General features: G+C 71.0%; 18 protein-coding genes. 8 read left to right on the plus strand and 10 right to left on the minus strand.

The window, feature by feature from the left end; all coding sequences use genetic code 11:
• Window positions 1-62: 62 nt before the first annotated feature.
• Both ADK67_RS17375 and ADK67_RS17380 read left to right on the plus strand, forming a co-directional pair.
• Window positions 63-827, plus strand: coding sequence for an SDR family oxidoreductase (locus ADK67_RS17375; RefSeq protein WP_231648230.1), 765 nt, complete (start codon window positions 63-65; stop codon window positions 825-827).
• Window positions 828-900: 73 nt separating this feature from the next.
• On the plus strand, window positions 901-2328 hold the full coding sequence (locus tag ADK67_RS17380) for an FAD-dependent oxidoreductase (RefSeq protein ID WP_231648231.1): 1428 nt from the start codon (window positions 901-903) through the stop codon (window positions 2326-2328).
• 60 nt (window positions 2329-2388) lie between these two features.
• Here the strand turns inward: ADK67_RS17380 and ADK67_RS17385 are convergent, their stop codons facing one another.
• Entirely contained in the window at window positions 2389-4293 is a 1905-nt protein-coding gene (locus ADK67_RS17385; RefSeq protein WP_197289492.1) for an intein-containing Rv2578c family radical SAM protein, read from the minus strand.
• A gap of 40 nt (window positions 4294-4333) precedes the next feature.
• Between ADK67_RS17385 and pnuC the strand changes: the two genes are divergently transcribed.
• Genes pnuC through ADK67_RS17400 form a run of 3 tightly spaced genes read left to right on the plus strand, consistent with a single transcriptional unit; the run spans window position 4334 to window position 7576 of the window.
• Window positions 4334-4981, plus strand: coding sequence for a nicotinamide riboside transporter PnuC (gene pnuC, locus ADK67_RS17390; protein ID WP_231648232.1), 648 nt, complete (start codon window positions 4334-4336; stop codon window positions 4979-4981).
• Window positions 4978-6072 carry an AAA family ATPase gene (locus ADK67_RS17395; RefSeq protein ID WP_053717466.1) on the plus strand — a complete coding sequence of 365 codons (1095 nt, stop codon included), beginning with the start codon at window positions 4978-4980 and terminating at the stop codon, window positions 6070-6072. Before pnuC ends, ADK67_RS17395 begins: the two co-directional genes overlap by 4 nt.
• Window positions 6073-6118: 46 nt before the next feature.
• Window positions 6119-7576: a YibE/F family protein gene (locus tag ADK67_RS17400; RefSeq protein ID WP_442974161.1), complete on the plus strand. Its 1458-nt coding sequence runs from the start codon at window positions 6119-6121 to the stop codon at window positions 7574-7576.
• Here the strand turns inward: ADK67_RS17400 and ADK67_RS17405 are convergent.
• Complete coding sequence (locus ADK67_RS17405) at window positions 7503-7886, minus strand: DUF1304 domain-containing protein (RefSeq protein ID WP_442974162.1); 384 nt, start codon at window positions 7884-7886, stop codon at window positions 7503-7505. The two genes, ADK67_RS17400 and ADK67_RS17405, sit on opposite strands and share 74 nt — an antisense overlap.
• Between ADK67_RS17405 and ADK67_RS17410 the strand changes: the two genes are divergently transcribed.
• A complete protein-coding gene (locus ADK67_RS17410) occupies window positions 7885-8292 on the plus strand; it encodes a hypothetical protein (protein ID WP_053717468.1) in 408 nt (135 codons plus the stop codon). The genes ADK67_RS17405 and ADK67_RS17410 overlap by 2 nt on opposite strands.
• A gap of 7 nt (window positions 8293-8299) precedes the next feature.
• Entirely contained in the window at window positions 8300-9163 is an 864-nt protein-coding gene (locus tag ADK67_RS17415) for a spermidine synthase (RefSeq protein WP_053717469.1), read from the plus strand.
• Window positions 9164-9196: 33 nt separating this feature from the next.
• Here the strand turns inward: ADK67_RS17415 and ADK67_RS17420 are convergent, their stop codons facing one another.
• The 4 genes from ADK67_RS17420 to ADK67_RS17435 form a co-directional block, all read right to left on the minus strand.
• Window positions 9197-9571, minus strand: coding sequence for an SCO4402 family protein (locus ADK67_RS17420; RefSeq protein WP_053717470.1), 375 nt, complete (start codon window positions 9569-9571; stop codon window positions 9197-9199).
• A gap of 339 nt (window positions 9572-9910) precedes the next feature.
• A complete protein-coding gene (locus ADK67_RS17425) occupies window positions 9911-10540 on the minus strand; it encodes a hypothetical protein (RefSeq protein WP_053717471.1) in 630 nt (209 codons plus the stop codon).
• Window positions 10537-11802 (minus strand): histidine--tRNA ligase, encoded by a 1266-nt coding sequence (gene hisS / locus ADK67_RS17430; RefSeq protein WP_053717472.1) that lies wholly within the window; start codon window positions 11800-11802, stop codon window positions 10537-10539. The genes ADK67_RS17425 and hisS overlap by 4 nt, the downstream gene beginning before the upstream one ends.
• A gap of 6 nt (window positions 11803-11808) precedes the next feature.
• Window positions 11809-12513 (minus strand): MBL fold metallo-hydrolase, encoded by a 705-nt coding sequence (locus ADK67_RS17435; RefSeq protein ID WP_053717473.1) that lies wholly within the window; start codon window positions 12511-12513, stop codon window positions 11809-11811.
• 145 nt (window positions 12514-12658) lie between these two features.
• Between ADK67_RS17435 and ADK67_RS17440 the strand changes: the two genes are divergently transcribed.
• Complete coding sequence (locus ADK67_RS17440; RefSeq protein WP_053717474.1) at window positions 12659-13519, plus strand: peptidylprolyl isomerase; 861 nt, start codon at window positions 12659-12661, stop codon at window positions 13517-13519.
• Between the two features lie 445 nt (window positions 13520-13964).
• On the opposite strand, the gene ADK67_RS17445 is transcribed toward ADK67_RS17440, so the two are convergent.
• From ADK67_RS17445 to ADK67_RS17460, 4 genes are all read right to left on the minus strand, one after another.
• Window positions 13965-14375, minus strand: coding sequence for a hypothetical protein (locus tag ADK67_RS17445; RefSeq protein ID WP_157620502.1), 411 nt, complete (start codon window positions 14373-14375; stop codon window positions 13965-13967).
• A 131-nt stretch (window positions 14376-14506) separates the two neighbouring features.
• Window positions 14507-16807, minus strand: coding sequence for a RelA/SpoT family protein (locus ADK67_RS17450; protein WP_053717476.1), 2301 nt, complete (start codon window positions 16805-16807; stop codon window positions 14507-14509).
• 123 nt (window positions 16808-16930) lie between these two features.
• On the minus strand, window positions 16931-17113 hold the full coding sequence (locus ADK67_RS17455; RefSeq protein WP_053717477.1) for a DUF397 domain-containing protein: 183 nt from the start codon (window positions 17111-17113) through the stop codon (window positions 16931-16933).
• Window positions 17106-17966: a helix-turn-helix domain-containing protein gene (locus ADK67_RS17460; protein ID WP_157620505.1), complete on the minus strand. Its 861-nt coding sequence runs from the start codon at window positions 17964-17966 to the stop codon at window positions 17106-17108. The genes ADK67_RS17455 and ADK67_RS17460 overlap by 8 nt, the downstream gene beginning before the upstream one ends.
• Window positions 17967-18056 lie beyond the last annotated feature (90 nt).

An 18056-nucleotide genomic window follows, 5' to 3' on the forward strand; every position in this document is an offset into this window, starting at 1 on the left:
GGTTGTTGACCGTTCGGTACAGAATCGGAAATGTGTACCTCATGGTAAATAACTCGGGCAGGTTGGCTGGACGACGTGCGGTGGTCACCGGCGGCACGCGGGGCATCGGTGCGGGGATCGTGCGAAAACTGGCGGCCGAGGGCGCGGTCGTGCTGACCACGGCCCGTACGGCGGCCGTCGAGGAGCTGCCGGAGGGCGTCCTCTTCACCACGTCGGACGCGGCCGACCCGGACGCCGCGTCCCGGTTGGCGGACGAGGCGGTGAAGCAGCTCGGCGGGGTCGACATCCTGGTGAACAACGCGGGCGGCGGCCAGGCCCGGCCGGGAGGCGCCCTCGACATCGACGACAAGGCGTGGCAGGACGTCCTGGAGACGAACCTGCTCGGCGCGGTCCGGCTCGACCGCGCGTTGCTGCCCGGGATGGTCGAGCGCGGCACGGGCGTGATCATCCACATCTCCTCGTCCTCGGCGCACGTGCCCGTCGGGCCGCTGCTGCACTACTCGGCCGCCAAGGCCGCGCTCTCGAACTACAGCAAGGGGTTGGCCGAGGAGGTGGCCGCCAAGGGGGTCCGGGTGAACCGGGTCTCCCCCGGCATGACCGAGACCTCGGCGGTCGACGCGGTGATCGGCGACCTCGCCGCGAGCAGCGGCGGTGACCGCGACGACGCCCGCGCCGCGTTGGTCGAGCTGATCGGCGGCATCCCGATCGGCCGCACCGGCACGCCGGAGGACATCGCCAACCTGGTGGCGTTCCTGGTGTCCGACGAGGCGTCCTGGATCACCGGCGCCGACTACGTGATCGACGGCGGCACCCTCAAGGCCGTGTAGTCCGGCCGTCGACCGGCCGCTCCTCGGCGGTCCGAACAGCGGTTCCACCGTGATCAGGAGCCTTGTTCGATGGGTGCGGGCTGACGAGGAGGTCGGGGTGGCGGTGTCGCGGCGGGGCTTGTTGCGGTGGACGGGCGCGGCGGTGGTCGCCGGTGGCGCGGTGGCGGCGGGTGGCGCGCCGGCGGGAGCGGGACCCGGCAGGTGGGCACGGCTGCGTGCCCACCTGGGCGGTGAGCTGCTGCTCCCCGGCGACGCCGGCTACGACACCGCCCGCCTGCCGTTCAACTCGCTGTTCGACCACCACCGACCGGCGGCCATCGCCCGGTGCGTGCGGCCGGAGGACGTGCAGCGGTGCCTGGCGGAGGCCCGGCGCGGTCGGCTCCGGGTGGCCGCGCGCGGCGGCGGGCACAGCTACGCCGCCTACTCGACGCCCCACGACGGCCTGGTGGTCGACCTCGCGCCGATGAACGACGTCGAGCTGCGGCCCGACGGCACCGCGGTGATCGGCGCGGGCGCACGCCTCGGTGACGTCTACGCGGCCCTCGCCGCCGCCGGCCGGTGCCTGCCGCTGGGCAACTGCCCGTCCGTCGGCATCGCCGGTCTCACGCTGGGCGGCGGTCTCGGCTGGGTGGACCGCGCCTTCGGCCTCACGTGCGACTGGCTGCGCGCCGCCCGGGTGGTCACCACCGACAGCCGGCTGATCACCGTCTCGGAGGACCGCGAGCCCGACCTGTTCTGGGCGTTGCGCGGCGGCGGTGGCGGCAACCTCGGCGTGGTCACGTCGTTCGAGTTCGCCACCGCGCCCGTCCCGGAGGTGCTGACCGTGTTCCGGATGAGGTTCCCGGCCGGTTCGGCGGCGGACGTGCTCGGCGCCTGGCAGCCGTGGAGCGCGGCGGTTCCCGACCACCTGTCCAGCACGTGCGTGGTGCTGCCGGACGGCTCGGTGGACCTCACCGGCTGCTCGCTCGGCCCGGAGGCCCTGCTGCTCGGGGAACTGGCGCACCTGGGCGTCGCCGGGCCGCTGGAGCACGCCGAGGTCGACTACCCGACCGCGACGGCGATCATGACCCAGGGGCACCCGCCCCGCAACGCCTTCCGCGCGTCCTCACGCATCGCGGACGGCATGTGGGACGACCCGGCGGCGGTGGCGGACACCGTGCGGGGCAAGGACAGCGCGCTGCTCATCGTCGGCGCGCTCGGTGGCGCGATCGACCGGCTCGGCCCGACCGACACGGCCTACCCCCACCGCGGCGCGCCGACGTCCGTCGAGGTCTTCGGCACCGTCGGCGACCTGCCGCCCGAGCAGGTCACGCGCGAGGTGGACGACGCCCAGTCGGCGTTGGCGCGCCTGATCGGCACCGGCACGTACATCAACTACCTGGACCCGGAGCAGGACGACTGGGCGGAGACCGGCTACCGGCACAACCTGCGACGGCTGCGTGCCGTCGCCCGGCGCTACGACCCGGACGGCGTGCTGCGGTTCCCGCAGTCGGTGCGCTGAGCGTTGAACTCAGGGGTCGTGGACGTAGGACTCTCGCGGCCTGGACGTAGGACTCTCGGGTCAGAGGAGGGTCAGCTGTTCCTGGGCGACCGGGGCCGTCGGGGTCGAGGAGGGCAGGCTGCCCGCCGGCCACACGCCCTCGTCGTCACCCGGCACGCCGACCGTGTCACGGCCGCCGCGCACGTCCAGGCCGTGCCGCCGCAACAACGGCTCGATGCGCGCCGCCAGCCACCGCCGGTACCGTGCGTCCACATAGGACCCCCGCGCGTACAGCCGCCGGTAGTGGTCGACCAGGTCCGGCCGTTCACGCGCCAGCCAGCGGGCGAACCACTCGCGCGCGCCCGGCCTCAGGTGCAGCGGCAGGACCGTCACGCCGGTGGCGCCGGCCGCCGCGATCGAGGCCAGCAACGCGTCCAGCTGCTCCTCCGAGTCCGTCAGCTTCGGCAGCACCGGCGCGACGAACACGCCGCACGGCAAGCCCGCGTCCCGGACCCGGCGCACCAGCTCCAGCCTCGCCTGCGGGCTCGGCGTGCCCGGTTCCAGCCCGGCCTGCAGCTCGCGGTCCAGCAGCGCCAGCGACACCCCGATGCCCACCGACACCGAGGACGCGGCCTGCGCGAGCAGCGGGATGTCCCGCGACAGCACGGTCCCCTTGGTGAGGATCGAGAACGGCGTGCCGGAGTCGGCCAGCGCCCGGATGATGCCCGGCATCAACGCGTACCGGCCCTCCGCCCGCTGGTACGGGTCGGTGTTCGTGCCCATCGCCACGTGCTCGCGCCGCCACCGCTTGGACCGCAGCTGCGCCTTCAGCACGTCCACCGCGTTGACCTTCACCACCACCTGGGTGTCGAAGTCGCGCCCGGCGTCCAGGTCGAGGTAGGTGTGCGTGTTGCGGGCGAAGCAGTTGTGGCTCACGAGGCCGTTGGCCACGAAGTCGCCGGTGCCGGTGGTGATGTCGTACAAGGTCCGCGTCACCCCGAGCGACTCCACCGACACCACCGCCAGCCGGGACGTCACGGGCACCTCCAGACCCTCGACCGCGTTGCCGCGCGGGATCGCCGGGCCCACCAGGTGCAGGAACCGCAGCCGCTCGGCCAACCCGCCGACGATCCGCACCCCGCGCACCTCGACCACGTGCGACACGCGCAGCCGCAGCAACGCCACCACCGCCGCCTCGAACACCGCGCTGTCCGAACTGGACATCACCAGCTCGCCGCCGGTCGAGCTGCCCCGCGCGTCGAACAGGCCCGCCAGGAAGCCCTTCGACCACTCCTCCCCCGGCGTGGTCGGCCACTCCACCAGCTCGTCCTCGCGCGGCACCCGGCCGCCGGCGAACTCGCGCACGCGCGCCTGCACGTCCGGGTGGGTGGGCAGGCCGCCGCGCACCGCGCCCCACAGGTAGCCCGCGCGGTACTCCTCGCCGTGCGCGGGCGGCGTGGTGAACCGGCCCGTCCCGACCAGCCGCGCGCCCTTGACCAGGAACGGCCGCTCCTCGAAGTCGTCGCACCGGCCGGGCGTGACGTGCTTCCAGCCCTCGGCGGTGAGGAACCGGTGGTCGCCGCCCGCCACCACCTGCGTGCCGTCGCTCAACGTCAGCCGGTAGGCAGGCTTGGAGGTCTTCCAGTGCGCCTGGACGCGGGTGACCACGAACCGGCCCTCCGCCGTGCCGAACACCTCCTCGCCCACGGCCAGCTCGGCGATGGGCTTGGTGCGGCCGTCCGCCAGCAGCACGGGCGTGTCACCCGTCAGGCAGTACGTGCAACCGTGCGTGCAGCCGCGGTACGGGTTGATCGTCCAGTCGAACGGCAGCCCGTCGCCGGGCACCTTGTTCAACACGGACTTGGCGTTCACCTCGTGGAACACGACGTCGGCGAAGTCGGGAGTTCGTACGCTGCGCACCAGCCCCGGCAAACCCGGCAGAACCTGCTGCCGGTCAGCCCCGTCCTTCTGCCCGTCCCATCGCATGTCCACATTCGAACACGTGTTCGAATCACGGTCAATCGGAGTGCTCGTGTCTGTGCTGGACGTCATCCTCTGGCCCTTCAAAACCACCGCCTTCACGTTCGCCGGCGTCCCCACGAGCTGGGGCGAGGTCGCCGGTTTCGTCACCGGCGCGCTCTGCGTGTGGCTGGTGGCCCGGCAGAACCCGCTCAACTGGCCGATCGGCATCCTCAACAACCTCGCCTTCCTGGTGCTCTTCGCGACCAGCGGCCTCTACGCGGACTCGGGCCTTCAGGTCGTCTACGTGGTGCTCGCGCTGTACGGCTGGTGGGCGTGGCTGCGGGGCGGCGTCGAGCACACCCCGCTGCCGGTCAGCCGCACGACGCGCGAGCAGTGGTGGTGGCTGCTCGCGGCCGGCGTGGCGGGCACCCTGCTGCTGGTGTGGGTGCTCACCACGTTCAGCAACTCGACCGTGCCGTGGGCGGATTCCGTGACCACCGTCCTCTCGCTGCTGGCCACGTGGGGCCAGACCCGCAAGAAGGTCGAGTGCTGGTGGCTGTGGATCGCCGCGGACGTGATCTACGTTCCGTTGTACGCCTACAAGGACCTGTGGCTGACCGCGATCCTCTACGTCGGCTTCATGGCCCTGTGCGTGCTCGGCCTGCGCAACTGGACGAAGGCGCTGCGCCAAGACGAACTGGTGGCCGCGTGACCGACTTCGACCACGCCCTGGTGCTCGGCAAGTTCTACCCACCGCACGCCGGTCACCACCATCTCATCCGCACCGCCGCCGCGCGCAGCCGGCGCACCACCGTGACCGTGCTGGCGTCGAGCGTGGAGTCGATCCCGCTCGCCGACCGGGTGTCGTGGCTGCGCGCCGAGCACGCGGGCACGCCCGGCCTCGTCGTGCTCGGCGACGTGGACGACCACGAGATGGACTTCCACAGCGACCCGGTGTGGGAACTGCACATGGGCGTGGCGCGGGCGGTGCTGGCGCGGCGGGCCATCCTGGACGGCGACCCCGCGTCGGCGGCGGTCGACGCGGTGTTCTCCAGCGAGCGCTACGGCGACGAGATGGCCAAGCGGCTGGGCGCCCGGCACGTGCTGGTCGACGTGGACCGCGGCGCGTTCCCCGTGTCGGGGACGGCGGTGCGGGCCGACCCGCGCGGGCAGTGGGGGCGGCTGGGGCGGGCGACCAGGGTCGGGTTGTGCGCGCGGATCGTGGTGCTCGGCGCGGAGAGCACGGGCACCACGACGTTGTCGCGCGACCTGGCCGACGCGCTGGGCGCGCCCTGGGTGCCCGAGTACGGCCGGGAGCACACCGAGCTGAAGCTCGTCGCGGCGCGGGCGTTCGACCGTGGTGCGACCGTCGACGATCTGGTGTGGACGGTCGGTGACTTCCAGGACGTGGCGCGCAGGCAGCGGGAACTGGCCGACGCCGCCGTGGACGGGCCGGTCCTGGTGTGCGACAACGACCCGTGGGCGGCGACCGTGTGGGGCCACCGGTACCTCGGCGCGCCGCACCCGGACATCGCGCCGGACGCCCACCGGCCCGCCCTGTACCTGCTGACCGATCACGTCGGCGTGCCGTTCGAGCAGGACGGGTGGCGGGACGGCGAGCACCTGCGCGCGTGGATGACGGACCTGTTCCGGGACGGGCTGGCTCGGCGGGGCGTGCCGTGGCGGCTGGTCACCGGGTCGCCGGAGGAGCGGCTGCGGCAGGCACTGGCGGCGTGCGAGGAGGCGGTGGCGGCGCACTTCCGGTTCGCCGATCCGATGGCCCCACCCGGAGATCCGCACTGAACCGTCCGGCATGCGGACGAACCGGGTGGGCGGGCAGTATGTGCGCGTGCGCGCAAAGGACCTCATCGCCGCCCATGGACACGGCCATGGGCACGGCCCCGCCGAACCGGCCTCCCGACCTGTGCGCAAGCTGCTGATGCTCCTGCTGCTGCCGTTCGTGCTGGCGACCGTGGTCGGCACGCTGCTGCTGTACCCGTTCGGGCACGAGCAGCGCACGGGCGCGGAGGCGGGGCTCGCGCAGGTGCCGGTGCGCGGCGACGTGACGGCCGTGGCGCAGGGCGGGTGCGGTCCGGAGGTGGGTGAGCCGGGCGGCACCGGCTGCGTGCTGGTGACCGTGAAGATGAGCGACGGCGCGGCGGCGGGCCGGGAGGTCCGGGTGCCGGTGCCGGACCAGCCGGGCACGCCGACGTTCACCGTGGGTGACGCCGTGGTGCTGTCGTACGGCGGGGGCGACCCGAACGACAGCACGTCCTACCAGCTGGCCGACTTCCAGCGCGGCGTGCCGCTGCTGCTGCTGGCCGTGCTGTTCGCGGCGGCCGTGCTGCTGCTGGGGCGTTGGCAGGGGTTGGCGGCGCTGGGCGCGCTGGCGTTGAGCTTCGTGGTGCTGGTGCTGTTCGTGCTGCCCGCGATCCTGGCCGGCGAGAACCCGCTGACGGTGGCCGTGGTCGGCGCGGGGCTGATCATGTTCGTGGTGCTGTACCTGACGCACGGGGTGTCCGCGCGGACGTCCACGGCGGTGCTGGGCACGTTGGTGAGCCTGGCGTTGATCTGCGTGCTCGGCGCGGTGTTCTCGGCGTTCGGCAAGCTGACCGGGCTGGACCAGGAGACGTCGAACCTGGTGGCGCTGCTCGGGCACGGCATCGACACGCGCGGGCTGCTGCTGGCGGGCACGATCATCGGCGCGCTCGGCGTGCTGGACGACGTGACGGTGACGCAGACCAGCGCGGTGTGGGAGCTGCGGCGGGCCAACCCGTCGCTGGGGTTCCGGGAGCTGTACGCGGCGGGGTCGCGGATCGGCCGCGACCACCTGTCGTCCGTGGTGAACACGCTGGTCATGGCGTACGCGGGCGCGGCGCTGCCGTTGCTGCTGGCGTTCACGCTGTCGGGGCGGAGCCTGGGCGAGATCCTGACCGCGCAGGAGGTGGCGCAGGAGGTCGTGCGGACCCTGGTGGGCAGCATCGGGCTCGTGGCGGCGGTGCCGATCACGACCGCGTTGGCGGCGTTCGTGGCCGGGCGGGAGCCGGTGCGGGTGCCCGCGTCGGTGTCGGGTTCTGGTTCGGGGTCGGGTCGTGATTTGGAGTCGGGTTCGGGTTCGGAGTCGAGTTCGGGGTCAGGGCAGGGCGCGGGTGACGACCCGCTGTGGCGCAAGCACGTGCGGGGTGATTTGCGGACCGGTTACGACCCGGCCAAGGGACCGTGGCGACGTCCGGCTACCGGGCAAGCAGGACCAGGAGCAGCGCGATCGCGGCGGGGACGGACTGCACGACCAGGATCCGACGACTGACGGTCGCGGCGCCGTACAGGCCCGCGACGATCACGCAGATCAGGAAGAACACGGCGAACGCGAACCCCGTCGTGCCGCGCGCGATCAAGGCGAAGATCAGCCCGGCGGCCAGGAAACCGTTGTAAAGGCCCTGGTTGGCGGCCAGCACCTTGGATTCGGCGGCGAACTCGGGCGTGGTGCCGAACGTGGCACGGCCACGTGGCGTGTTCCAGAGGAACATCTCCAGCACGACGATGTAGAGGTGGATGGCCGCGACGAGCGCGGTGAGTACGTCTGCGGCGAGCTGCACGGATGGGTACCGTACCGCCATGCTGCGCACCGTGCTGGGCCTCACCGCCCGTGTCGCCGCCGGGCTGGTGTCGGGTGTGCTCGCGTTGCCGCGGATCGCCGACGCGCTGGAGAAGCTGACACCGTTGGCGCAGGCGTTGCCGCAGGTAGCGGAGCTGCGGGGCACGTTGGAACGGCTGGAGCAGCTGGCCACGTTCCTGGCCAACGAGATGCCCGAGGCGTTGCACCAGCTCGAAGCGGTGCAGCACCAGTTGGCGCAGCTGGAGCCGAAGATCGCGACGTTGGCCGGCAACACCGGGCAGCTCGACGAGTCGATCCGCGTGCTGGCCGCCGCGCTCGGGCCGCTGCAGGGCACCGCCGAACGCCTGGGCAGGCTGGTCGACCGCCTACCGGACCGCAAGCGCCGCGCGCAGCCGCTACCGGGATAATCGTCGGGTGGGACGGATCCGGAAAGCCGACGAGACCATCAGCCGGGAGGTCGACTCGGGCATCGCGGAACTGATCCCGGACCCCGACGTGCCGAGGGCGTGGATGCTGCGCCTCAACGGCACACCGCAGTCCCACGTCGACCTGGACGACCCGGGGCACCTGGAGTTCGAGTACCTGCGGCGGCTCGGCCACGTCGCCGACCTGGTCGCGCCGGGCAGCGAGCCGATCCGGGCGCTGCACCTGGGCGGCGGCGCGCTCACGTTGCCCCGGTACATCGCGGTGACGCGCCCGCGGTCCAGCCAGCAGGTGGTCGAGATCGACGCGGCGTTGATCGACCTGGTGCGCGGCGTGCTGCCGTTGGACCGGAACTGGCGGCTGCGGATCCGCAACGGTGACGCGCGGGCGGTGCTGGAGAAGGCGCCGGAGGCGGCGTTCGACCTGGTGGTGACGGACGTGTTCGCCGGGTCGCGGACGCCCGCGCACCTGACGTCGGTGGAGTTCGTGGCGCTGGCGTCGCGGACGCTGCGCGCGGGTGGTGTCTACGCGGCCAACATCGGCGACGGCGGGAAGCTGGCGTTCGCCAAGGCCCAGGCCGCGACGGTGCGCGCGGTGTTCCCGCACGTGTGCGTGGTGGCGGAGCCGGCGGTGTTCAAGGGGCGGAGGTTCGGGAACTTCGTGCTGGTCGGGTCGCACGTGGAGCTGCCGGTGGCGGCGTTGACCCGGTTGACGGCCGGAGACCCGTTCCCGGGGCGGGTCGAGCACGATGATTCGTTGATCCGGTTCATCGGCGGGGCGCCGGCGACGACGGACGCGACGGCGACGCAGTCGCCCGCGCCGCCGAAGGGGACCTGGGGTTTGCCGGATGATTAGAGGTTAAGAGCAGGTCGAGCCGATCAGGATCAGTCAGGAAGGTTCGTGGGTTTGCATGATCTGCCACGCCTTCGCGGCTGACCGCACCACGTCGTCCCACCTCGGGTCGGCGAGGTAGACGGCGTCCGGCTGGTCGCCCAGGTCGTCGATCAGCGGGCCGAAGACCGCGCCCAGTTCGGTGAGTGGTTCGACCTCGTCCGGGTGGATCACGGTTCCCACGGCGGTGGTCGGGTCGGGGAGCACGGTGGAGTCGTCGAACAGGCTGTGGATGGTGAGGTCTAGTTCGTCGTAGTAGCCGGGGTGTGGAAGCTCGTGGCGGATCCACACCCGTTCTTGGTAGGCGCGGTCGGAGAGGGACTCGACGGCGGCCAGCACCTGGGTTCGGACGCCGGGGTATTTGATGGTCACGGGTGGTTCCTAAAGATTAAAAGCGTCCTCGCCGGACGGGCAGATCAGCAGGATGACCCCAACTGCCTGGTTCTGTGCCGGGTCCGTTGTTGGTCCGGGTTTCGTGTCATCCCACCGACCTCCCTACGGGCTACCACACGCGTCAAGGGGGGCGGCAACAGTTGGCGCCGACAGGCATTGGTGGACAGCGCCCCCCTTGACACGCGCGGTAGGGCGGAGCCAGGTCGGCGGGATGACACGAAGCCCTTCCTTTGGGAGAAAGGCTTGCCAGTGGACGCCGGGGCGGGTTGCCGGGGGCCGTAGGCGGTATCGGTATCGGTATCGGTATTGGTATCGGTGTCAGGATTGGTCGAGGGTGGAGACGAAGCGGGAGATGGCTTCGGGGTTGAGTTTTTGGGCGAGGCGGCCGGTGGGGGCCATGGAGCCCAGTTGGTAGAGGGGGCGGTCGGCGGCGGGGAGGCCTCGGGCTTCCGCGCGGAGTTGGGCGACCAGGAGTTCGGAGAAGACGAGGCCTGGGGCGTCGCCTCGGCCGGCCAGGGTGTCGGCCAGTTTGCGGAGGGGGAGGACGCCCTGTTCGCGGCCGCCCGTGCCGGCGTAGATGGCCAGGGCCAGGTTGATGGCCTTGCCGCCGCCGCGGACGAAGAGGCCGACGGTTCGGGTGCCGCGGACGTCCGTGACCAGCAGGTCGAGTTGGTCGGCGGTGTGGAGGTCGACGGAACGGGTGCCGAAGGCGCGCACTGAGAGGACGTGGCCTTCCAGCCAGACTCGGCGCTTGGCTTCCGACCAGGCCAGCATGAGGAGGGGGATGGCGAAGACGGCTGCCGTGATCAGGCCGGCGGTTCGGCCGGCGAGCAGGCCGAGAAGGCCGCCGAACGCGGCGGCGACGATCAGCGCGCCGATGGCCACCGTTCGCGCGCGTTTGCGCACCGCCTTCGGGTCAAGCAGGTCAAGGGCAATCCGCTCGCTCACCGGCCCAACGCCTCCAGCACAGAGATCACCACGTCCGCCAGCGGCACCTCGCGCTGGTCGCCCGACGACAGTTCCTTCAGCTGCACGACACCGGCCTCGATGTCGCGCTCACCCAACACGAGGGCGAAGCGTGCGCCCGAACGGTCGGCGCCCTTCATCGCGCCCTTCAGGCCCTTGCCGCCATAAGACAGGTCGAACCGCACACCGGCGGCCCGCAGGGGGGCGGAGAGCGCGACCAGCCGCGACTTCGCCGCCTCGCCCAGCGGCACGCCGTACACGTCGCACCGCGTCACGTCACCCGGCGAGACGCCCTCGACCTGGCACGCCAGCAGCGCGCGGTCGACGCCGAGGCCGAAGCCGACGCCGGACAGCGGCTGCCCGCCCAGCTGCTCCATCAGGCCGTCGTACCGGCCGCCGCCGCCGATGCCGGACTGCGCGCCGAGGCCGTCGTGCACGAACTCGAACGTCGTCTTCGTGTAGTAGTCCAACCCGCGCACCATCCGCGGGTTCTCCACGAACTTCACGCCCAGGTCGTTCAGGTAGCCCTTGACCTGCTCGTAGTGCGCCAGCGACTCGGCCGACAGGTTGTCCACCATCAGCGGCGCGTCGGCGACCAGCTCGCGCACCTCGGGCCGCTTGTCGTCCAGCACGCGCAGGGGGTTCAGCTCGGCACGCCGCCGCGTCTCGTCGTCCAAGGGCAGCTGCGCCAGGAACGCCTGCAGCTTCTCCCGGTACTGCGGGCGGCACGTGGAGTCGCCCAGCGAGGTCAGCTCCAGCCGGAACCCGGTCAGCCCCAGCGCGCGGAAACCGGCGTCGGCGACGGCGATGACCTCGGCGTCCAGCGCCGGGTCGTCGACGCCGACCGCCTCGATGCCGACCTGGTGGAACTGGCGGTAGCGGCCCGCCTGGGGCTGCTCCGCCCGGAAGAACTGGCCCGCGTACGCGAGCTTCACCGGCAGCTGGCCGCGGTCGAGGCCGTGCTCGATGACGGCCCGCATCACGCCCGCCGTGCCCTCGGGGCGCAACGTGATGGACCGCCCGCCCCGGTCGGTGAACGTGTACATCTCCTTGCTGACCACGTCGGTGGACTCGCCGACACCCCGCGCGAACAGCGCGGTGTCCTCGAAGACCGGCAGCTCGATGTAGCCGTAGCCGGCTCGGCGCGCCGACTCCACGAGCGTGTCGCGCACCGCCAGGAACGACGCCGAGGTCGGCGGGAAGTAGTCGGGTACGCCCTTGGGGGCGGCGAAGGGGGTCGTCACTGTTCTCTACAGTCCTCGGTGCGGTGCGGCCGGCGCGCCCGGTGAGTCCAGCTCCAGCAGGAACGGGTTGCTCACGCGCTCGCGACCGATGGTCGTCGTCGGTCCGTGGCCGGGCAGCACCACCGTGTCGTCGGCCAACGTCAGCACCTTCGTGCGCAGTGACGTCAGCATCTCGCGGTGGTTCCCGCCCGGCAGGTCGGTGCGTCCGATGGAGCCGGCGAAGAGGGTGTCGCCGGACAGCACGAGCCGTCCGCCCTCCTCGGCGCCGGCGCGGAACATCACCGACCCGCCGGTATGGCCCGGTGTGTGGTCGACGGTCAGCCGGAGACCTGCCAGGTCCAGCTCGGCGCCGTCCACCAGCTCACGCACCTCCCGCGGCTCCCGCATCTCCAGCTTGCCACCGAAGAAGGCAGCCTGTGACTGCGCGCTCATGCCCCTGAGCGGGTCGGACAGCATCCCGCGGTCGTCGGGGTGGATCCACGCGGGGATGTCGTTGCCGTCGCAGACGGGCGCGACGGAGAACGTGTGGTCGAAGTGCCCGTGCGTCAGCAGCACCGCCACCGGCGACAACCGGTGCTCCCGCAGCGCCTCGGCCACCGGCTCGGCGGCCTCCTGACCGGGATCGACCACCACGCAGGGCCCGCCCGCGCCCGTGGCCAGCACGAAGCAGTTGGCCTGGAGAGCGCCGGTCGGGAACCCGATCACCAGCACGGGATCACCTCTCGACGGCAACGGATCGACAACGGATCCCTGTGGACCCCGTCAAGCAGCCTATCCGGCATACACCAGTCACATACTTGCCCCCTAGACTGCTGACCGATCGTCGCCGTCGACGTAGAGATCAGGGAGGTTGCAGGTGCCGACCAACGTGCAGCGCCGCGAGCAGGCCAAGCGGAAGCTGGAACGCCAGCTCGTCCGCAGGACGGAGCGCGCGAAGCGGCGCCGGGTGATCGCCATCGTCGCGACGGCGGTCACCGTCGTCGTGGTCGCGGGCGGTGTGTACTTCCTCGCCACGGCCGACTTCAGCAACACCGGCGACGACGCCGCCGCCGCCAGCTCGAACACCCCGGCCCCGATCGAGATCCCGACCGAGGTGAAGGCGCTGCCCACGCGCCCGACGCCGATCGCGGACCCGGCCACGTGCGAGTACCGCCCCTCGACGGAGCCCGCCTCCAAGGAGGGCACGAAGGCCCCCGAGGCGAGCACCGCCGCCACCGGCACCGCGACCGCCACCATCAAGTCCAACGTCGGCGAACTGAAGCTGACCCTGGACCGCGCCCTCGCGCCGTGCGCCGTGAACAGCTTCGTCAGCCTGGTCAAGCAGGGCTACTACGACGGCAGCACGTGCCACCGCATCGGCACCGAGGGCCTGCAGATGCTGCAGTGCGGTGACCCGACGGGCACCGGCAGCGGCGGCCCCGGCTACACGTTCGACAACGAGACCTGGCCCGAGCTGACCTACGGTCGCGGCTACCTGGCCATGGCGAACGCCGGCGGCACCGAGCCCGGCAAGGGCACCAACGGCAGCCAGTTCTTCATCGTCTACGGCGACGCCCAACTGTCGCCCGACTACACCGTCTTCGGCAGCCTCGACGAGGCCGGCCTGAAGCTCATCGACGAGGTCGCCCGCGCCGGCCACGACGGCTCGTTCGACCCGAGCCCCGGCGGCGGCAAGCCGAACAAGGAAGTCAAGTTCGAGTCGGTCACCATCGCCTGACCGGCGACAACCGGCAAGAACACGCGGAACACGCAGGAGCCCGCTACTCGGGAGAGGAGTAGCGGGCCCCTGCGTCTTCCCCGTCAACCGACCGACCGATCAACCAGGCCGGCCGACAACCCGGATGGTCCCACCGCCCGATTACGTTTCGCTGACGCGCCCCACCACTGCCCTCTACCCGCGCAAGGGCCACCTCTAGCGGAAGGCGACACCCCCGGCCGTCCGTCCGTCCACTGACACGTCTTTCTCCCTAAAGGAGGGCTTCGTGTCATCCCGCCGACCTGGCTTTGCCCTACCGCGCGTGTCAAGGGGGCGTGTTCACCGATGCCTGACCAGTGCTTCTGATGTCGCCCCCTTGACGCGTGTGGTAGCCCGGAGGGAGGTCGGTGGGATGACACGAAACCCGACCAACAACGGACCCGGACACATAACCGGGCAGTTGGGGTCATCCTGCTGATCTGCCCGTCCGGCGAGGACTCTTTTGATCTTTCCGATCTTTCACGTTCCGGTCACCACGCCGGCTGCCGACCTGCCGACTCAGGTAAGCCACGTGCGCCCCAAACAGCACGACCCAGAGCCCGGTCAACAGTCCCGGCACGTGCGACTCGTCGCGCGCCACGAACTCCTGGACCGGCCAGGCAAGGGCAAGACACCACAGAAGCGCCAAAACGCCCGCGACGGCTGCCCTCGCACGCCGGTTCTGCCGAGCGACGGCAAAGTCGTGGAAGGCGAACACGATCAGCAGCAGGACGCCACCGACGACGCACTCGAAGGGCTCCCACGCGCCCTCGGCGGACGAGGTGCTCAGCACGGCGGCGAGTGCGGCGGCCAGCAGCGCCACTTGGTCGAGCTTCATCGACGTCCCGGCCCCGGCACCCATCGAACCCCCAGTCCGAGCAGCACGACGGCGGCGCGCTGCCCGCCATCGACATCGCATCGACATCGGCCCACGGGCCGGCGACGTTAGCCGATCACGACGTCACCCGATCACGACGCCGACGTCACCCGGTACACGTCGTACACGCCCTCCACACTCCGCACGGCCTTCAGCACGTGACCGAGGTGCTTCGGGTCGCCCATCTCGAACGAGAACCGCGACACCGCCACCCGGTCCCGCGACGTCGTCACCGACGCCGACAGGATGTTGACCTTCTCGTCGGCCAGCACCTTCGTCACGTCCGACAGCAGCCGGTGCCGGTCCAACGCCTCGACCTGGATCGCCACCAGGAACACCGAGGACGACGACGGGGCCCACTCGACGTCCAGCAGCCGCTCGGGCGTCTTCAGCAGCTCGTCGGCGTTGGTGCAGTCCGTCCGGTGCACCGACACCCCGCCGCCGCGCGTCACGAAGCCGAGGATGTCGTCACCGGGCACGGGCGTGCAGCAGCGCGCCAGCTTGACCCACACGTCGGCCGCGTCCTTGACGATGACACCGGCGTCACCGGTGACCCGCCGCCGCGCCACGGTGGACGGCGTGGACCGCTCCGCCAGCTCGTCCTCGGCGTGCTCAACGCCGCCGAGCTGCGCGACCAGCCTCTGGACCACGTGCCGGGCAGAGGTGTGCCCCTCCCCCACGGCCGCGTACAGCGCCGACACGTCGGGGTAGTGCAGCTCCTTCGACAGCGCGCCCATCGAGTCGGCCGAGACGAGCCGCTGCAACGGGAGTCCGACGCGTCGGACCTCCTTCGCGATGGCGTCCTTGCCGACCTCGATGGCCTCTTCCTTGCGCTCCTTCGCGAACCACTGCTTGATCTTCGCCTTGGCGCGCGGCGAGGCGGCGAACGACAGCCAGTCGCGTGACGGGCCCGCGCCCTCGGCCTTCGAGGTGAAGATCTCGATCACTTCGCCGTTCTCGAGCTTGCGCTCGAGCGCCACCAACCGCCCGTTCACCCGCGCCCCGATGCACCGGTGACCCACCTCGGTGTGCACGGCGTAGGCGAAGTCGACCGGGGTGGACCCGGTCGGCAACGTCACCACGTCACCCTTCGGCGTGAAGACGAAGATCTCCCGCGCGGCCAGGTCGAACCGGAGCGACTCCAGGAACTCGCCGGGGTCGGCGGCCTCGCGCTGCCAGTCGAGCAGCTGGCGCATCCAGGCCATCTCGTCGACTTCGACGCCCTTGCCGGTGTGCGTGCCGCGCGTCTCCTTGTACCGCCAGTGCGCGGCGATGCCGTACTCGGCGGTCCGGTGCATGTCGTAGGTCCGGATCTGCACTTCCAGCGGCTTGCCGTCCGGCCCGATGACGGTCGTGTGCAGCGACTGGTACACCCCGAACCGGGGCTGCGCGATGTAGTCCTTGAACCGGCCGGGCATCGGCTGCCACAGCGCGTGCACGACGCCCATCGCCGCGTAGCAGTCGCGGACCTCGTCCACCTGGATGCGCACGCCCACCAGGTCGTGGATGTCGTCGAAGTCCCGACCGCGCACGATCATCTTCTGGTGGATCGAGTAGTAGTGCTTGGGCCTGCCCTCGACCTTGGCCGTGATCCGGGCGCCCTCCAACTGCTGGGACAGCTCCGTGATCACCCCGCCGAGGTACGTGTCGCGGGACGGCGCGCGGTTGGCCACCAGGCGCACGATCTCGTCGTACTTCTTGGGCTGGAGGATCGCGAACGCCAGGTCCTCCAGCTCCCACTTCACCGTCGCCATGCCCAGCCGGTGCGCCAGCGGCGCCAGCACTTCCAGCGTCTCCCTCGCCTTGCGGGCCTGCTTCTCCGGCGGGAGGAACCGCATGGTGCGCATGTTGTGCAGCCGGTCGGCGAGCTTGATGACCAGCACCCGGGGGTCCTTGGCCATGGCGATGACCATCTTGCGGATGGTCTCCGCCTCGGCCGCCGCGCCGAGCTTGACCTTGTCGAGCTTGGTGACGCCGTCCACGAGGAGTGAGACCTCGGTGCCGAAGTCGACGCGCAGCTGGTCCAGCGAGTAGTCGGTGTCCTCCACCGTGTCGTGCAGGAGGGCGGCCACCAGCGTGGTGGTGTCCATGCCCAACTCGGCCAGGATCGTCGCGACGGCGAGCGGGTGCGTGATGTAGGGGTCGCCGGACTTGCGCCGCTGCGGGCGGTGCTTCTCCTCCGCCACGTCGTACGCGTGCTGGAGCAGCGCCAGGTCGGCCTTGGGGTGCAGGTCGCGGTGGACGGCCGCCAGCGGTTCGAGCACCTGTTTCACCGGCGCGGCGCGCTGGGCGGTGATCCGACGTGCCAGCCGCGCGCGCACGCGCCTCGTCGCCGACGGCGGCCGTGCGGGCACGGGCTGCGACGTCTGCGCGGGTTCGGTGTCCTGGCTCAACCACGCTCCTCGGGTCTAGGAACCGAGGATAACTCCGATGGAGGCCTGACCCCGGCGACGAGCCGATGAGCGGTGCAGTTCACACGATGAGCAGCACCTGTGAATCGGCGCGACCAGTCGGCGCTACTCGCTCTTGAGGGCCGCCAGGAAGGCTTGGAACCTCTCCCGGGGGAAGCGCAGCTCCCCCGCAGCGGGCAGCTTGCTGTCCCGGACGGCCGTGGCCTCGGAAGTTACCGACAGCTCGACGCAGTCCGGCTGGGTGGAGCTGTAAGTCGACTTGCGCCACTGTCCTCGCTGGTCAGGCATACCTCGTGTCCCTCACTTCTCGGATGCGCTTCGCGGACTGCTCGGGATCGAGCGCCAGCCGGGCCACGTCCTCCCAGGCCGCGACCAGCTTGCCCACCATCCGTTCATTCTCCACGACCTTGATCCCGCCGTGGCCCTCCACGTAGACCGAGAGCGGCTCGTCGGGCTCGGGGTAGTCGAGCAGGGTCAACGCGCCGAACTGAGGGCCGTAAGCACCGATCTCGAAGGGGACGACCTGGACGGTGACGTTGTCCTGCTCGGTGACCGCGAGCAGGTGCGTCAACTGCTCGGCCATCAGCTCACGGCCGCCGACCACGCGGTACAGCGCCGCCTCGTCGATCAGCGCGTGCAAACGGAGCGGGTCGAACGACCGGGAGAGCAGCCCCTGCCGATCACGCCGCTCGGCCGCCGCCTGCGCGGTCCAGCCCTTGCCCGCCGTCAACGCGGGGGCGCACCGCCCCAACTCCTCGGCATAGTTCCCGAGCTGAAGGATTCCCGGCACCATCGTCGGATCGAGCGAGCGTTCCGCAGTCGCCTCACCCTCGTCCATCCTGAACCTCAGGTACCCCGACGACAGCGCGGACGCGTGCTCGACCACCACCGCGTCCACGTTCGCGCGTTCCCAGAGCGCCGTCCCCTCCCCCAACTCCTCGTCGGTCGCCTTGAGGACCATCATGATCGCCAGGAACGTCGGGTAGCGCGGCAGGTGGTCGCCGGACAGCAGCCGGTTGACCGTGTCCTTCGACGTCTTGACCAGGTCCGCGACCTCGGCGGGCTTGAGTCCGGCCCGTTCCACGATCGGTTTGACGTGTCGGCCGAGCCTGCGCTTGGCACGTGTGGTTCCTACCGCCATGACGATCACCTTAACCACCCTGCGTAATCGACCTGCACGCAGAGTTCACTCGGTTGCTTACCGGAGGTTTGCCAGCCGCAAACTATAGGC

It is taken from the genome of Saccharothrix sp. NRRL B-16348 (assembly GCF_001280085.1).
GTDB lineage: Bacteria > Actinomycetota > Actinomycetes > Mycobacteriales > Pseudonocardiaceae > Actinosynnema.